Origin of the sequence: Haloarchaeobius litoreus (assembly GCF_024495425.1) — an archaeon.
GTDB classification, from domain to species: Archaea; Halobacteriota; Halobacteria; order Halobacteriales; family Natrialbaceae; genus Haloarchaeobius; species Haloarchaeobius litoreus.
Genome location: NZ_JANHJR010000004.1, coordinates 242922 through 258474, shown reverse-complemented (window position 1 = coordinate 258474; position 15553 = coordinate 242922). Strand labels below are relative to the sequence as shown.

Sequence of the window (15553 nt, the reverse complement as noted above, 5' to 3'; positions counted from 1 at the left end):
TGACCGAAGCAGTGGCATGGTAATCCTGGCGGCAGTGGATGGTGAGGACGGTTCCGAAGTCACAGTCGAGACCGGCGCGGACCTCGCACGAGCCTTCGACGAGGAGCTCGAGGTACTGCACGTGATGTCCGAGGACCACTACGAGAGCGTCCGTGGACGGCTCACGTCCGAGGACTCGGTCACCTACCCCATCGAGACGAAGGGACAGATATCGGTGTCCTCGGGCGACGGGAACAGTAGCGGGGGGTACACCATCGACGCTGCCGCGAACGACGCCGCCGCGGTCGCCGATCAGGTGGTGGAGACCGCGCTCGGGGATGCCCCCGACGTGACCGTGACGACGAAGGGACGGGTCGGCGAGGCGACCCAGGAGATCGCCCAGGAGCTCGAGCGGACGGACGCCCGGTATCTGGTCATCGGCGGCCGCAAGCGGTCACCCGTGGGCAAGGCGCTGTTCGGGAGCACGACGCAGTCGATCCTCCTGAATACGGACCGACCCGTCATGACCTGTATGCACGAGTGAATCGGGACATGGAGCTGCCAGGCGACGAGTTCGACTGCCCACACTGTGTCGGCAGCCACACGGTCCAGGAGGACCCGGACGGGTTCAGTCCCGGCCTGGGATTCCGGAAGCTGTACGTCGAGTGTCCGGCCGTGGACGGCGTCATCGTCTGGGCGCTCACGAAGGAAACAGGGGCGGACGGCTCGTAGCGGAGAGTCCGGCGTGCCCTCAGCTCGTCAGCGTCACGATGATGCCACCGGCGACGATGATACCGGCCGCGCCCACGAGTTTCGCGGTCACCTGTTCGACTCGCGGAAGGAACAGCAGCGAGAGCACCGCGACCACGAGCGGGCTCATCTGCACGACGGGGACGACCATCACGACCGGCGAGACCGCCAGCGCGGCGTAGTACGCGAACAGGAACGAGGTGTTCGTGACGCCGGCGAGCAGTATCCACTTCCGGGCACTGGGTTCGAGCGCGGAGGGGGATGGCAGTACGGTGATGCCCCGGTAGCGGAGGTAGAGCACCATCCCCAGCGCGGCGGCACCGACCTTCACGACGAGCCCGACGAGCACCGGCGTCCCCTCCGCGAAGCCGAGCTTGGCGAAGGTGGGCTCGATGCCGAAGAAGAACGCGGCCCCCAGCGGCACGACGAGCATCACCGGTGAAACGTCGACGAGGCTCTCCTCGCTGGTGACGATCTCGCGCGAGACGACCGCGAGTCCGGCGATGATGAGCGCGATGCCCAGCAGGTTCGACGCCGTGAGGGCTTCGCCGAGGACGACCGCCGCGACCACCGCGGCGTGCAGCGGCTGGGTCGCCTTCACCGGCTCGGTGCGGCTCGCGCCGATCTCCTGGATGCTCCGGTAGAACAGCACTCGACCGCAGAGCGTCCCCGTGAGGCCGGCGAGCGAGAAGGCTCCGACGGCTTCCCACGTCAGCCCGTAGTCGGGATAGTGGTACACCACCGTCACCGGAACTGCCAGCAGCAGGTTCATCCCGAACGTGTACATGACGACATCCCGGGAGCGACCCTCCTGCGTGCCGAGTCTGACAAGTATGGAGGTGGCACCGAGAGCGAGCGCCGCGAGGACCGAGAGCCCCACCCCGACGGCCTCAACCATGGCTGTGCGTGGCCTCGCGTCCGGACACGGTGGGTGCTGCCGTCACTGGTCTACCGGTCGATGTTCAGGTTGACGTTCTTGACCTGCGTGTACTCGTCGATTGCCGGGGTGCCCTGCTCCCGACCGAAGCCGCTCTGCTTGTAGCCGCCGAACGGCGTCTGCGGGAAGGTGACCGGGTACTCGTTCACGCTGACCATCCCGTAGTCGAGGGACTCGGCGACGTGGTGGGCCGTGTCGATGTGCTTGGTCCAGACGCCCGAAAGCAGGCCGTACGGCGAGTCGTTGGCGATATCGATGGCCTCCTGGGTGTCCGAGAACTCGATGACCGAGAGCACGGGGCCGAAGATCTCCTCGCGGGCGATGGTCATGTCGTTGGTCACGTCGGTGAACACCGTGGGCTCGATGAAGTAGCCGGTGTCCCTGTCCTCGGGGACGCCGCCACCGGTGGCCAGGGTCGCACCCTCCTCCTTGCCCGTCTCGATGTAGTCGAGCACGTCCTCCCGGTGCCAGTCCGCGACGAGCGGCCCCATCCGGCCGTCGTCGTCGATACCGCCGCCCAGCGGGGTTGATTCGGCGCGCTCGACGACGCGGTCGACGACCTCGTCGTGGACCTCCTCGTGGACGAGCAGGCGCGAGCCCGCCCAGCACATCTGGCCGCAGTTCATGAAGATGCCGTAGTGACAGCCGCTCGCGGCGGCGTCGAGGTTGGCGTCGGGGAAGACGATGTTCGGGCCCTTCCCGCCGAGTTCGAGCGTCACGCCCGTGATGTTCTTGGCGGCGTGCTCCATGATGGTCGTCCCGACACCGGTGCTGCCGGTGAAGGCGATGTGGTCCACTGCGCCGTTCGTCGCGAGGGCGGTGCCGGCTTCGCGACCGGAGCCCGGAACCACGTTCAGCACGCCGTCCGGGAGCCCGGCCCGGTCCGCGGCCTCACCAAAGTAGAGCGCGCTCAGCGGTGTCGTGCTCGACGGCTTGAGGACCGCCGTGTTCCCGCAGGCGAGGGCGGGCGCGAGTGAGCGACCGGCGAGCTGGAACGGGTAGTTCCACGGGGCGATGTGTGCGGTGACCCCGACGGGCTCGCGCCGGGTGTAGTCGATGCGGTCGCCGGGCACGGGGATGGTGTCGCCCTGTATCTTGTCGGTCCAGCCGGCGTAGTACCGGAACGTGTCGATGGCCATGTCGACGTCGAGGCCGGCCTCGAACGGCGTCTTGCCGTTGTCGTGGGACTCGACCATCGTTATCTCGTCCTCCAGTTCCGCGAGCGCGTCGGCGAAGGCGTGGAGGTAGCGGCCACGGTCGGCGGGGTCGAGCGACCGCCACTCGCTCCCCCGCTCCGCGGCGACGGCGGCGGCGTCGACCGCCCTGTCGACGTCCTCGGCCTCGGCGCAGGCGATGCTCGCGTACACCTCCTCGGTCACCGGGTCGACCGTCTCGATGGTCGTTCCCGCGCTCGCACTGGTCCAGCTCCCGTCGATATACAGCTCTGTCGGGCCCTCGTAGCGCATGGCATGACCTTGCTACACACACGCTTAATCGTTTCCCACGGCCGAAACCCCCGGAACCCTCGTGTAGAAGTTCTAGAACTCCCATCTCGGAAGATAAAAAGTACTGATAAATGACGGCAGACTTATGTATTCAAACGAGAAACGTGAGTGTGCATGTCAGTCATAGAGTCGGAGCGGTTTCCACTCACCGAGGAGATGGAGGAGGCGTTCGTGGTGGACGTCGACTTCCACTTCAGGGCACCAGTGGAGAAACTGCTCCCATACATCCGGAGTGACGTCGTCAAGCGCAACCTGAAGATAACCGGGTTCCCACCGACCACGTCGTACTGGTTCCCCGGCTACGCGACGCCGATGGGAGAGGGTGGGCTCGAGGCCCACGGGACGGTCGAAGACGGCGAGGACATCGTCGAGGTCATGGAGGCGATGGGCATCGACATGCCCATCCTGACCCCGGGCTACAACAAACTCCCCGACTCCCAGTACCCCCTGATGAAGACCGAGATCGCGATGGCGTACAACGACTACATCATCGAGGAGGTGCTGCCCACGCACGAGAACATCAAGGCGGTCGGGCTCATCCCCCAGTGGGACCCCGAGCTCGCCGCCGAGGAGGTCCGCCGCGTCGGTGACGAGGAGGACATCGTCGGGATGTACGGCTTCTTCGGCCACTACGACCTGCTCGGGAACAAGGAGTACGACGAGCTGTTCACCGAACTGGTCGACCGCGACCTGCCGCTCGCACTCCACGGCGGCGGCACCGCGAACTGGAACCAGAAGGACCCCATCGGGCAGTCGCTGCGCACCTGGTCGTGTGCGTACGGGCTGGTCCACCCGGTCCGTGCAATCATGATGACCGGCAACATGATCATGACCGGCGTGTTCGACAAGTTCCCCGAACTCCAGGTCGCGATGATCGAGGGCGGCGTGAACTGGGTGCCGTTCGTCGGCCAACGGCTCGACGAGATGTACCAGGACCACCCCGAGGACATCCAGATGACCGAGCGGATGCACGAGATGGGGCAGGTCTACCTCGACAAGCTGCCGAGCGAGTACATCGACGAGAACTTCTCGTTCTCCAGCCAGCCGATGAGCATCCCGAAGAACCCGCGTCACTTCGAGGCGACGCTCGAGATGATCAACGCGAAGGAGAACCTGCTGTTCGCGACGGACTTCCCGCACTACACGACCGAGCTCCACAACTGGACGTTCGAGCACAGCGCCATCGACGAGGAGCTGCGCGAGCAGATACTCTCGAAGAACGCCGAACGCGTGTTCCGCATATGACACGGCACGTGGTTGGCGCGGTGGAGGAGTTCGAGGAGGGTGGGGGGCGTGCCGTCGAGGTCGACGGACTCCCCATCGCCATCTTCAACGTGGAGGGCGAGTTCCACGCCATCTCGAACCGCTGTGTCCACAAGGGCGGACCGCTCGGCAAGGGCGTGCTGCACTCGGACCTCCCGTCCATCGACGAGGACCGGAACTCGGTCCACTGCCCGTGGCACTTCTGGGAGTTCGACCTGGAGACGGGCCGGAGCGTCGTCGACGACCGGGTCGGACTCCGGACGTTCGACGTGAGTGTCGACGGCGACGAGGTCGTCGTCGACCTGTAGGGAAGCGGGACCGGGAGACCAGCGGCGGAGGCGTGCGGCGATGAATCGAGCGTCACGGGCGACAGGAGGCACCCTCGCCACGGCGACCGTGGCACCCAAACCTATTTCGTTTGCTAGAGAGACTCACTCGCATGGCCGAACGGATAGACGCGTTTGCGCACGTCACACCACCCGAGTTCTACGAGGCGATGCGGAAGACACACCCGACCGATGCGCTCGAGAACCTCTACTTCGAACCGATCTGGAACCTCGACGTCCGCATCGCGGACATGGACGACAACGGCATCGACCGGCAGGTGCTCTCGCTGGCCAATCCGCCCATCTGGCGCGGGCTGACGCCCGAGGACGCCCTGCCGATGACACGACTGGCCAACGACCTCGTCAGGGAGATGGCGGACGAACATCCGGACCGACTGATCCCGGTCGCGACGCTGCCGTACGTCACCGACGACTACGTGGCCGAGTTCGAGCGCTGCATCACCGACCTCGACATGAAGGGCGTCCAGCTGTTCTCGAACGAGGCGGGCCGTCCCATCGACTCGCCGGCGCACATGGCGCTCTACGACATCGCAGCGAGCGAGGGGAAGCCGATCTGGCTCCACCCCCAGCTCCACGAGTGGCACGCGTGGGACTCGGAGTTCGAGCTGCATCGCACGCTCGGCTGGCCGTTCGACACCAGCCTCGCGATGGCCCGACTCGTGTTCAGCGGTGCGTTCGAGCGGAACCCGGACCTCACCGTCGTCACGCACCACATGGGCGCGATGGTACCGTACTTCATCGGACGGCTCACCACGTTCTTCGAGGCGCGGGTGAACAACCCGGACATGTACCCCGAGTTCGAGGCCCCCGAGTTCTCGACCTCGGTCCGCGAGCAGTTCGAGATGTTCTACGGCGACACCGTCATCGGGGGCGAACCGGCCGCATTCGAGTGTGGTCGGGCGTTCTTCGGCGACGACCACGTCCTGTTCGGTACCGACTATCCGTTCGGACCGGAGGGCGGTCGGCGCTTCATGCGGCAGGCGGTCGACCTCGTCGACGGCGTCGAGGACGACGAGGCGCGCAGGGCCATCTACCAGGAGAACGTCGAGGCACTGCTCTGAGATGGCACGGTACTTCGAGGACCTCTCGGCGGGCGAGGTCGGCACCCTCGGCACCTACCGCATGACCGAGGCCGAGATCGTCGAGTTCGCGAGCAGGTACGACCCGCTCCCGATCCACACGGACGAATCGGTCGCCGAGGCGTCCGAACATGGCGGACTCATCGCGAGCGGCTTCCACACGTTCTCGGCGGTCAACAGCGTCGTCACCGTGGAGTTCAAGCGCGACCTCGCGGTCGTGGCCGGGCTTGGCATCGACGACCTCCGCTGGCACGCCCCCGTCAGGCCCGGGGACGAGCTCACCGTCGAGCTGTCGATCCCCGAGCTTCGCCGGTCGGAGACCGACCCCGACCGCGGTATCTACCGGCTGTCGGTGAGTGGCCACGACACGGACGGCGGCGAGGTCATCTCGTACGTCGACTCGGGGCTGGTCCGGGTACGTGGCGACGGCGGATGAACTGGCAGCGACCTCCGGCCGCCGTTGTCGGGGGCGAAGCAACGGCTAAGTAGTCGGTCGACGATTGTGGAACGATGGCACTCCTCATGGGGACAGACGATGGACTGTACCGCGTCACCGACATCCCGTTCACCGAGGGCGAGACGGACCGCGTGCTCGACTGCGGCCGGGTGACCCAGGTCGAGGACCTCGCTCATGCCGACGGCATAGTCGTCTGCTCGACGGCCGGCGTCTATCGGTCGACCGACGGCGGCGAGACGTGGACCGAACTCGACGTCCCGAAGGGCGACCGCTACTGGGTCGAAGGCGACGACATCGTGTTCTCGGTCCAGGCGACTGGGGACGCGCTGTACGCGGGGACGAACCAGCCGGCGCTCTACCGGTCTTACGATGGCGGCGACTCCTGGCACGAGCTCCGCAGCTTCAGGGAGCTCGAATCACAGCCGCACTGGGAGTCCCCCGAGGACCCGAAGCGGGCGCGCATCCGGAACATCGAGCAGCCACCTGACGCGCCGAGCAGGCTCGTCGTCGCCGTCGAGGTCGGCGGCGTCCACGTCAGCGACGACGGTGGCGACACCTGGCGGGACTGTCGCGAGGGAATCGAGGACGACGTGCACCACGTGCTCCCGTTGACGAGCGACTGCTGGCTCGCGGCGACGGGCTACTTCGACCTCGAACTCGAGCACGTCGGCCTCCAGACGGGCCTCGGCCACGCGACGGGCTGGGGCGGGCTCTTCCGGACGACCGACGCTGGTCGGACGTGGAAGCGGCTCGACCCCGGGAACGAGTACTCGTACATCCGCCGGGCGTTCACACACGACGGCACGGTGTTCTTCAGCGGTGCCAGCGGTGCGCCGCCGGACTGGGAGTCCGACAGCCACGAGGCCGCGCTGTTCGAGTCGACGAACTTCGGTCGGACCTTCGAACGTGTGGAGTTCCCGGGTGAACCCCGCGACGTCATCGAGGACTGGGTCGTCGAGGACGACGGGACGGTGCTCTGTGGCGGCGGGCTCTTCGACATCCCCGACCCACGGCTCGACGTCGAGGGAACGGTGCTGCGACGGCACGAGGACGGCACCTACGAGACAGTCGGGACGGTGCCGTCGAGCATCGGCCGGATGGAGCTGGTCTGAGTGCCAGCACTCCCGCCCGAGACACAGGTACTCGTCGTCGGTGGCGGTCCGACCGGTCTGTCGGCCGCGGCAGAACTCAGTCTGCACGGCATAGAGAGCGTGATTGTCGAGCCACGGACGTACGTGAGCCACACCAATCCGCGGGCGAAGCTCACGAACGTCCGGACGATGGAACACTTCAGGCGCTGGGGCGTCGCTGACCGCATCCGCGACGCGGCGAACCTGCCCATCGGCTGGTCGCAGGAGGTCGTCTTCTGTACGAGTCTGCTGGGCGACGAGCTCGCCAGATTCGACAACGTGTTCGGCATGAAGCCGTCGGAGTCGTACGCCGAGCCCGCCCAGCAGGTTCCGCAGTTCCTCACCGAGGACACCCTGCGGGACGTCGTGGAGGAGGACCCGAACTGCACGCTCGCGACCGGCTGGCGACTCGACTCGCTCGAACAGGACGACGGGGGCGTCACGGCGACGGTCGAGAGCACGGTCGAACGGATGAGCGTCCGCCGCGGGGAGCAGCGGGAGATTCGCGCCGAGTACCTGCTCGGCTGTGACGGCGTGCGGAGCACCGTCCGCGAGGAGATCGGCTCCGCCTACGAGGGCGACGCGAGCCCACGACAGAACCTCGGGGTCGTGTTCCGCGCGCCGCACCTCGCCGAGCGACACGGGCTCGGCCCGGCCGTGCACTACTGGACCCTGACCCCCCACGTCCAGGGGTTCATGGGCCGTCTGGACCTCGAAGACCGGTGGTGGCTCATCGCCGTCGGCGTCGCCGACCTCGACGCAATCGACCCGGAGTCGCTCGTCTACGAGATGGTCGGTGACGAGTTCGAGATGACCGTCCTGACGACCGACCCCTGGTCTGCGAAGATGCTCCTCGTCGACGATGCACGGGCAGGACGCGTGTTCCTCGTCGGCGACGCGGCCCACCTCAACCCACCGTGGGGCGGACACGGCTACAACACCGGCGTCGCCGACGCGGTCGACATCGGCTGGAAGCTCGGCGCGGTGCTGAACGGCTGGGCCGACCCGGCGCTGCTGAGGACGTACGAGACCGAGCGACGCGGTGTCCACGAGGAGGTCATCGACGTCTCCACGGAGAACATGCGGTCCTCGCCGGCGGACCTCGTCTCGGGGCACGTCGACGCCGCCGACGAGATAGCGACGGCCGATTACGAGGCGCTCGCCGCCGACATCTACGAGAAGAAGAAACTGGAGTTCCACAGCCTCGGGATGGTCCTCGGCTACCGCTACGACGACTCGCCGGTCGTCGTCGACGACGACGCTGAGGCACCCCCGTTGAGTCGAACCGAGCACGTCCAGACGAGCTATCCCGGCACACGCCTGCCCCACAGCTGGCTCGACAGGGAGGCGGACCGGTCGCTCTACGACGAGCTCGGCCCGGGACTCACGCTGTTGCGTCTCGATGCGGGCGTTTCGGTCGATGGCCTTCGGGCGGCGGCCGCGGACCGTGGCATCCCGCTCTCCGTCGTCACCGTCGCGGGCGACCGACTCTCGCACGACTACGAGGCACCGCTGTTGCTGGTGCGGCCGGACCAGCACGTCGCGTGGCGTGGCTCCAGCGATCCCCCTGACCCCCACTCGATCTTCGAAACCATCTCCGGGGCCACTCTCGGGACCTGAGTGGTGACCACCCGTTCTGAAACGCCGCCGTGCGGGTCACTACCAAACTATAAGCTCCGGGCGACGCTTGAGTGACCATGGACGTCCCCCGAGAGCCTCCCGCCGAGTCCGCGGAATCGAGCACGACGAGCGCGGCCGAACGACTGCTCAGGGCGTGGCGCGAGCACGGAGTCGAGTACGTCTTCGCGAACCTCGGGACCGACCACGCGCCGCTGCTCGAGGCGATGGCGCGGCTCCGGTCGGCCGGTGAGTCCGATGCGATGCCCTCCGTCGTCGTCTGCCCGCACGAGTTCGTCGCGATGAGCGCGGCTCACGGCTACACGGCCGTCACGGGGACGCCGCAGGTCGTGCTCGTCCACGTCGACGTCGGGACCCAGAACCTCGGTGCGGCGATGCACAACGCCCACCGGGCGAACGTCCCCGTGTTCGTCGCGGCGGGACTCGCTCCCGTCACCGACTCCGGCTATCTCGGCTCCCGGAACCACTTCGTCCACTACCACCAGGACGTGTTCGACCAGCCCGGCATCGTCCGCGAGTACTGCCGCTGGACCGACGAGTACCGGCCACCCGCCGACCCCGCGGACCTCGTCGCTCGCGGGCTCGAACGGGCACAGGACGCGCCAGCAGGTCCCGTGTACGTGACGGCGACGCGGGAGGCGCTGGAGGCACGGTTCGACGACGGCGAACTCGACGAACTGCGCGACGTGACGTCGGCCGGTGAACCCGGACCGAGCGCCGAATCGGTCGCCAAGCTGGCCGACGCTGTCTCGGCGGCCGAGGCACCGGTCGTGATAACCGGCGGGACGTGCGACCCGGAGCGCCTCGTCACGTTCGCGGAGGCGACCGGTGCCGGCGTCGTCGAACACGCCTCGACCCGGGTCGGCTTCCCCAGGGACCACCCACAGCATCTCGGCTTCGACCCAGCACCGACGTTCGAACGGGCCGACCTCGTCGTGCTCGCCTCGGTCGAGGTCCCCTGGATTCCGTCACGCGGGGAGCCGACACCGGAAACCACGGTCGTGCAGATCGACCCCGAGCCCACGAAGCGAACGTTCCCCGTCTGGAACTTCGCCGTGGACGAGCGTGTCGCGGCCGACCCCGGCGAGACGTTCGACAGGCTCGTCGAAGCACTCGACGGTGAGCAAGCGGCTGGGTTCGCATTCGCGGAGCTGGCCGAGCAGCGTCGAGCGGAACGCGCTGCGACGCTCGAATCCCATCGTGACGCCGGGGCGTTGACACCCGAGGTCGCCACCGACGTGGTGAACGGGGTCGTCGACGAGTCGACAATCGTCGTGGAGGATGCCGTCACCGCCATGGGAGCGCTGCGGGAGCACCTCGACGTCCCGGTCGGCGACGGGATGCTGTCGAAGGGCGGTGCCGGGCTCGGCTGGGCGGGTGGGGCCGCCGTCGGTGCGAAGCTCGCGCGTCCCGACGCACGCGTCGTCTCCATCGTCGGCGACGGCTCGTACCTGTTCACCCACCCCGCAATCTCGGCGTGGTTGTCGGCGGCCGTGGGTGCACCGACACTGACCGTCATCTACGACAACGGTGGCTGGAACGCAGTCGAACGGGCGACGCTGAGTCAGTACCCCGAGGGCGTCGTCGAGAACGACGGGCTGCCGGAGCGGACGTTCGACCCTGCGCCTGCACTCACGGCCCCGGCGGGAATCGTCGATGCACACACGGCCGTTGCCGAGAACGAGGCGGCGCTCGCAGCGTGTCTCGATGACGCAGTCGCGGCGGTCGATGACGGGTCGCCTGCCGTGGTCCACGTCCGCCTCGACGAGCGACCGTAATGGTTCGAGGGCTCACTCGTAGCTGATGGTCGCGCTCTTGACCTGCGTGAAGTGCTCGATGGCGTGGTGGCCCTTCGTACGGCCGATGCCGCTCTCCTTGTAGCCGCCGAAGGGTGTCTGCGGGGCCAGTATCGGGAACTCGTTCACCGCGACGACGCCGGCTTCCATCGCCTCGACCAGCCGGTGGACGCGCGAGACGTCGTTCGTCCAGATGACCGCGTAGAGGCCGTACTCGGTGTCGTTCGCACGGGCGACCACCTCGGCCTCGGCCTCGAACTCGTGCAGGGTCTTCACCGGTCCGAACAGCTCGTCGCAGGCGACCGGGTCCGTGTCGTCCACCTGGTCTATCAGCGTCGGGCGGTAGAAGTTGCCATCCTCCCGGGGAATCGTCCCGCCGGCGAGGAGGCGCGCGCCGTCGCTGACCGCCCCGTCGACGTAATCGACGAGCCTGTCACGTGCTGCCGGCGAGATGACCGGCCCGACGTCGGGCTCCTCGTCCCAGGCTCCGACGACGAGGGAATCGATGGCTTCGGCGAAGCGGTCGGCGAACTCGTCGTAGATGTCCGCGTGGACGAAGAAGCGCGAGATGGTGAAGCAGATCTGGCCGGCGTTGTCGTACGCCTTCAGTCCGTCCTCGACGACGGCGTCGAGGTCGGCGTCGGGGAAGACGATACAGGGCGTGTTTCCGCCGAGTTCGAGGTCGACCGGTGTGAGGGTGTCCGCGGCGGTCTTCAGCACCTGCTTGCCGACCCCCCGCGACCCGGTGAAGCTGATGCCCGCGACGGTGTCGCTCTCCGTTATCGTCTTCCCGGCGACGGCGTCCGCGTCGGGGACGACGTTCACGGCCCCCGCCGGGAGTCCCGCCTGGCCAAGCAGTTCCGCCAGCCGCAGGACAGTCAACGGGGCGTCGGGCGAGGGCTTCGCGACGACGGTGTTCCCGCAGGCCAGCGCCGGGGCGAAGCTCCGTGCTGCGAGGATGCTGGGCGAGTTCCACGGGACGATGTGGCCCGTCACCCCGAGTGGCTCACGGACGGTGTAGCTGTGCCGATCACCGTCGATGGGGATGGTCTCTCCCTCTATCTTGTCGGCCATCCCACCGTAGTAGTCGAAGAAGCCGATGGCACCGCCGATACGTCGCTTCGACTGCCCGAGCGGTCGACCGGTCTCGAGCGTCTCGGTCCGCGCGAGTTCGTCGCTGTGCGCTCGCAACACGTCCGCGGCCCGTAGAAGACGGCTGCCGCGGTCGCTGTGGTCGACCTGCCGCCACTCCTCGAAGGTCGTCGCCGCCGCTTCGATCGCCAGCTCTGCGTCTTCGACCGACGCCGAGGCGACCGTCGCAAGCGGTTCGTTCGTTGCCGGGTCGCGTACCTCGAACTGTCGCTCCCTCCCGTGCCAGTCGCCGTCTATGTATAGCCCATACTCCTCGGTCGGAGGCATGGAACACGTTGCATGCCAACCTACTTCATGATTTGTGTTCGGTCGGCGTCGGTGGAGAGCCACCAGGCTCCACCTGTCCGTCGTTCCGGTGGGTCCATCGAACGGCCACCCTGGTGGTGTCTCAGTGGTTCGAAACCTCCGGGTTGAACGCGACACTCGGCCCGTCGCGGGCCGAGCCCGTAATCAGATACTATTATTGGTATGTTCGGGAAGGTATACGTCTGCTTACTATTGGTGTCCGTCTGCTCTATACTGTTCTGATACCGATACAATGTGGCCAGGTACGTTCCAGAAGACCCGAGCCCGGCCGGTCGAACTCCGCGCGTTTCGGCAAGTTCCGTCCGATATAGTGGCTCTGAATCGGGGGGTACGGCTCTTCGGGCGGCACTGATTCGAGGCTTCCTTTCGACGAACCGAATTGTCTGCGATGGTGGGCCGGATTCCTGCGATACCAACGTATCTGTGAAATATAAGTATCTGTTGCAGTATTCTTTTCTCATGTTGGCAGGAGTTTCGCGTGGGATGAATTGGAGAACTGTTGTCTCGCGTTTCTAGCAGGTATCTTTATTAATCCGTTTCTCGAAGGGTCCATAGTGACCAACACGGCCTGCTGTAAAGTCGGTTTACTCGTCGACGAGTACGACCTCGACTCCGGTGAGACGACCGACGACATCGACGACCAGCTGGTCTCGCGGTGGCTCGGTACGGGCCGTCAGTCGTCGGTCGGGTACCGGACGCTCACGGAGTGGTTCAACAAGCGGCTGCTACGACACGCGTACGAGCGGGCAGGCCGTACCACCATCAGTGCGCGCATCGACGGCGACTACGAGGCGCTCACCGCGGACGGCATCGAGAAGATGGAGGTCGTCGACGAACTCGCCGCCGACGGCATCGACGCCGAGGCTGTCCTCGACGACATGATCTCCTGGAGCACCATGCGGAACCACCTGAAGGACTGCCTCCAGGCGAGCAAGGAGCAACAACAGGCGGACACCGACTGGGAGCGCGAGAGCATCGAGATCGCGCGCGAGCGGAGCACCCAGAAGGTGAAGGAGGCGCTGAAGTCGTTCAAGTCGAAGGGCCGCATCGAGGACGAACAGGATGTCGAGGTCGACGTCCGCGTCCAGCTCTGTTGCAGCGAGTGCCCGACGCGGGTTCCACTCGACGTCGCCCTGAACCGGAACTACGTCTGCCCGGACCACAAGTCGATCGCGCCCGAGGATGCAGAGCGCTCTATCGAACTGGCGGGGAACGGGGGCGACTCGTTCCACTGGTCGACGTCGGTCCACCACAGGCAGGAGCCCTCCTTCGGGCTGTGAGCCTGCGACCGCGACCCCGCCCCGGTTCGTTCCTCGTCCCGTCCGCGAGTTTAACAACCATACACACCAACCCACACGCATGACCTGGACCCTGGATATCGAGAACATCGCCGGCATCCTCGACGGTAAGACGACCGTCGAACCCGGTCTGAACGCGGTGCGAGCGGAGAACTGGCGCGGCAAGTCGAGCCTCATCCGGGCGGTGGAGACGGCGATGGGGACGCGCTCGCCGTTGACCGAGGGGGCGGCCGAGGGCCGCGTGACATTGCGTACCGAGGACGACGAGTACGAGGTTCGACTGAGCCGACAGGGGCGGACCGTCGCCCGGAACGGGACACCCTACCTCGAAGATGAGTACGACCGCGCCTGTGCCTCCCTCTACGCGTTCCTGACGGAGGACAATCCGATACGGGCGGCGGTGCAGAACGGCGAGAACCTCGAGTCCTACCTGACGAGGCCGCTCGAACTGGAGAACATCAACGAGCAGATCGCCGACCTGCAGGCGGAGCGCTCGCAGGTGGAGTCCGAGCTGAACCGGGCGCGGTCGGCCAGCGAGAAGCTCGTCTCCAAGCAGACGCAGATCGCCTCGCTCGAGGAGGAGCTCGCGGAGCTCGAGACACGACGGGAGGAGATCGAGGAACCCCCGGAGAATGCGGGGTCGCGTGACGACCTCAGCAGTGCCCGGGCCGAGCAAGAGCGCATCGAGGGGCAGATAGAACGACTCGAGAAGAGTATCGAGCGCATCGAGGAGAACCTCGCGGAACACGAGGCCGAGCTGGCGGACCTCGAGGTGCCCGACCACTCGGCCATCGAAGCGGACCTCGAACGGCTCGAAGAGCGGGTGACCGAGCACGAGTCCGACATCGAACTGCTGAAGTCCGTCTACAGCGCGAACCGGCGGGTCGTCGAGGAGGGTCGCACCGAGCTCGTCTCGGACGTGGAGCGTGGCCTCGTCGAGGATTCGATGTCGTGCTGGGTCTGTGGCGCGGAGACCGACCGTGGGGCGTTGGAGGACCGACTGGAGGCGCTTCAGGGGAAGATAACCGAGCTGGAGCAGGACGCGAACGCCTACCGGACGGAGAAGCGCGAACTCCAGGCCAAGAAGGACGAACAGCGCCAGAAAGAGCGTCGGGAGCGGGAGCTGGAGCGCGAGATCGGGAACCTCGAATCCCAGCTGGAGGAACGACGTGAGAGCCTCGTCCGGAAGCGGGACTCCGTCGAAGCGGTCACGGAGCGGGTCGCGGAGCTCGAGGAGACGGTCTCCGACCAGGAGAACGAACTGACGGCCGTCGAGAGCGACATCAAGTACACGCAGGAGAAGCTCTCCGACCTCCGCTCCGAGGTGGAGACGCTGGAGGAGCGTGCCGCCCAGCAGTCGACCCTCGAGGACGAGCGCCGGTCGCTCTCCGACGAGATAGAGGCGCTCCGGACCCGCCGTGAGCGGATGAAGACGGAGACGCGGGAGGCGTTCTCGGAGGCGATTACGGAGATCATCGAGACGTTCGAGACGAGCTACGAGAGCGCGCGGCTGACCTCGAACTTCGACCTCGTGGTCGCCCGGGACGGTCGCGAGGCGTCGCTCGACGCGCTCAGCGAGGGCGAGGTCGTGCTGCTCGGGCTGGTCGCCGCGCTCGCGGGCTACGAGGCGTACGACGTGGCCGACCGGGTGCCGGTCATCCTCGTCGACAGCCTCGGCGGGCTCACAGACAGGAACCTCCACCTGCTCGTCGACTACCTCTCGGAGCGTTCCGAGCGCGTCGTCTGCACGGCCTACCCCGAGCAGTCGTCGTTCGAGGGCCACGACATCGACCCCGCGGAGTGGGACGTGGTCTCGGACCAGGTCGACGCGACGGCGTAGTCAGCGGTCGACTCCGTCGAGCGCTTCCGTCGCGGCGTCGCCGGGCCCGCCCGCCACGCCGACGGGGGAGCGGTCG

Annotated in this window: 14 protein-coding genes; 11 read left to right on the top strand and 3 right to left on the bottom strand. The window is 66.8% G+C overall.

The window, feature by feature from the left end; genetic code table 11:
* The first annotated feature begins 16 nt into the window (after positions 1-16).
* Both NOW55_RS18890 and NOW55_RS18885 read left to right on the top strand, forming a co-directional pair.
* Positions 17-523 carry a universal stress protein gene (locus NOW55_RS18890; RefSeq protein WP_256401676.1) on the top strand — a complete coding sequence of 169 codons (507 nt, stop codon included), beginning with the start codon at positions 17-19 and terminating at the stop codon, positions 521-523.
* Between the two features lie 8 nt (positions 524-531).
* The gene (locus NOW55_RS18885; RefSeq protein ID WP_256401675.1) at positions 532-711 is read left to right on the top strand and encodes a hypothetical protein; all 180 of its coding nucleotides are present in this window, start codon (positions 532-534) and stop codon (positions 709-711) included.
* A gap of 19 nt (positions 712-730) precedes the next feature.
* On the opposite strand, the gene NOW55_RS18880 is transcribed toward NOW55_RS18885, so the two are convergent.
* The gene (locus NOW55_RS18880; protein ID WP_256401674.1) at positions 731-1627 is read right to left on the bottom strand and encodes an EamA family transporter; all 897 of its coding nucleotides are present in this window, start codon (positions 1625-1627) and stop codon (positions 731-733) included.
* Between the two features lie 50 nt (positions 1628-1677).
* Positions 1678-3132: an aldehyde dehydrogenase family protein gene (locus NOW55_RS18875; RefSeq protein WP_256401673.1), complete on the bottom strand. Its 1455-nt coding sequence runs from the start codon at positions 3130-3132 to the stop codon at positions 1678-1680.
* 153 nt (positions 3133-3285) lie between these two features.
* Here NOW55_RS18875 and NOW55_RS18870 point away from each other — a divergent pair, with 153 nt between their 5' ends.
* From NOW55_RS18870 to NOW55_RS18840, 7 genes are all read left to right on the top strand, one after another.
* Positions 3286-4416, top strand: a complete 1131-nt coding sequence (locus NOW55_RS18870; RefSeq protein ID WP_256401672.1) for an amidohydrolase family protein — start codon at positions 3286-3288, stop codon at positions 4414-4416.
* Positions 4413-4742: a Rieske (2Fe-2S) protein gene (locus tag NOW55_RS18865; RefSeq protein ID WP_256401671.1), complete on the top strand. Its 330-nt coding sequence runs from the start codon at positions 4413-4415 to the stop codon at positions 4740-4742. Before NOW55_RS18870 ends, NOW55_RS18865 begins: the two co-directional genes overlap by 4 nt.
* A 131-nt stretch (positions 4743-4873) precedes the next feature.
* Entirely contained in the window at positions 4874-5842 is a 969-nt protein-coding gene (locus NOW55_RS18860; protein WP_256401670.1) for an amidohydrolase family protein, read from the top strand.
* A 1-nt stretch (position 5843) separates the two neighbouring features.
* The gene (locus NOW55_RS18855) at positions 5844-6296 is read left to right on the top strand and encodes a MaoC/PaaZ C-terminal domain-containing protein (RefSeq protein ID WP_256401669.1); all 453 of its coding nucleotides are present in this window, start codon (positions 5844-5846) and stop codon (positions 6294-6296) included.
* A 74-nt stretch (positions 6297-6370) separates the two neighbouring features.
* Positions 6371-7429 carry a WD40/YVTN/BNR-like repeat-containing protein gene (locus tag NOW55_RS18850; RefSeq protein WP_256401668.1) on the top strand — a complete coding sequence of 353 codons (1059 nt, stop codon included), beginning with the start codon at positions 6371-6373 and terminating at the stop codon, positions 7427-7429.
* The gene (locus NOW55_RS18845; protein WP_256401667.1) at positions 7430-9067 is read left to right on the top strand and encodes an FAD-dependent monooxygenase; all 1638 of its coding nucleotides are present in this window, start codon (positions 7430-7432) and stop codon (positions 9065-9067) included.
* A gap of 77 nt (positions 9068-9144) precedes the next feature.
* Positions 9145-10863, top strand: a complete 1719-nt coding sequence (locus NOW55_RS18840; RefSeq protein WP_256401666.1) for a thiamine pyrophosphate-requiring protein — start codon at positions 9145-9147, stop codon at positions 10861-10863.
* 12 nt (positions 10864-10875) lie between these two features.
* On the opposite strand, the gene NOW55_RS18835 is transcribed toward NOW55_RS18840, so the two are convergent.
* A complete protein-coding gene (locus tag NOW55_RS18835; RefSeq protein ID WP_256401665.1) occupies positions 10876-12300 on the bottom strand; it encodes an aldehyde dehydrogenase family protein in 1425 nt (474 codons plus the stop codon).
* A 593-nt stretch (positions 12301-12893) separates the two neighbouring features.
* Between NOW55_RS18835 and rdfA the strand changes: the two genes are divergently transcribed.
* Positions 12894-13619 (top strand): rod-determining factor RdfA, encoded by a 726-nt coding sequence (gene rdfA / locus NOW55_RS18830; RefSeq protein WP_256401664.1) that lies wholly within the window; start codon positions 12894-12896, stop codon positions 13617-13619.
* Between the two features lie 79 nt (positions 13620-13698).
* Positions 13699-15477 carry an archaea-specific SMC-related protein gene (locus NOW55_RS18825; RefSeq protein WP_256401663.1) on the top strand — a complete coding sequence of 593 codons (1779 nt, stop codon included), beginning with the start codon at positions 13699-13701 and terminating at the stop codon, positions 15475-15477.
* Positions 15478-15553: the final 76 nt, after the last annotated feature.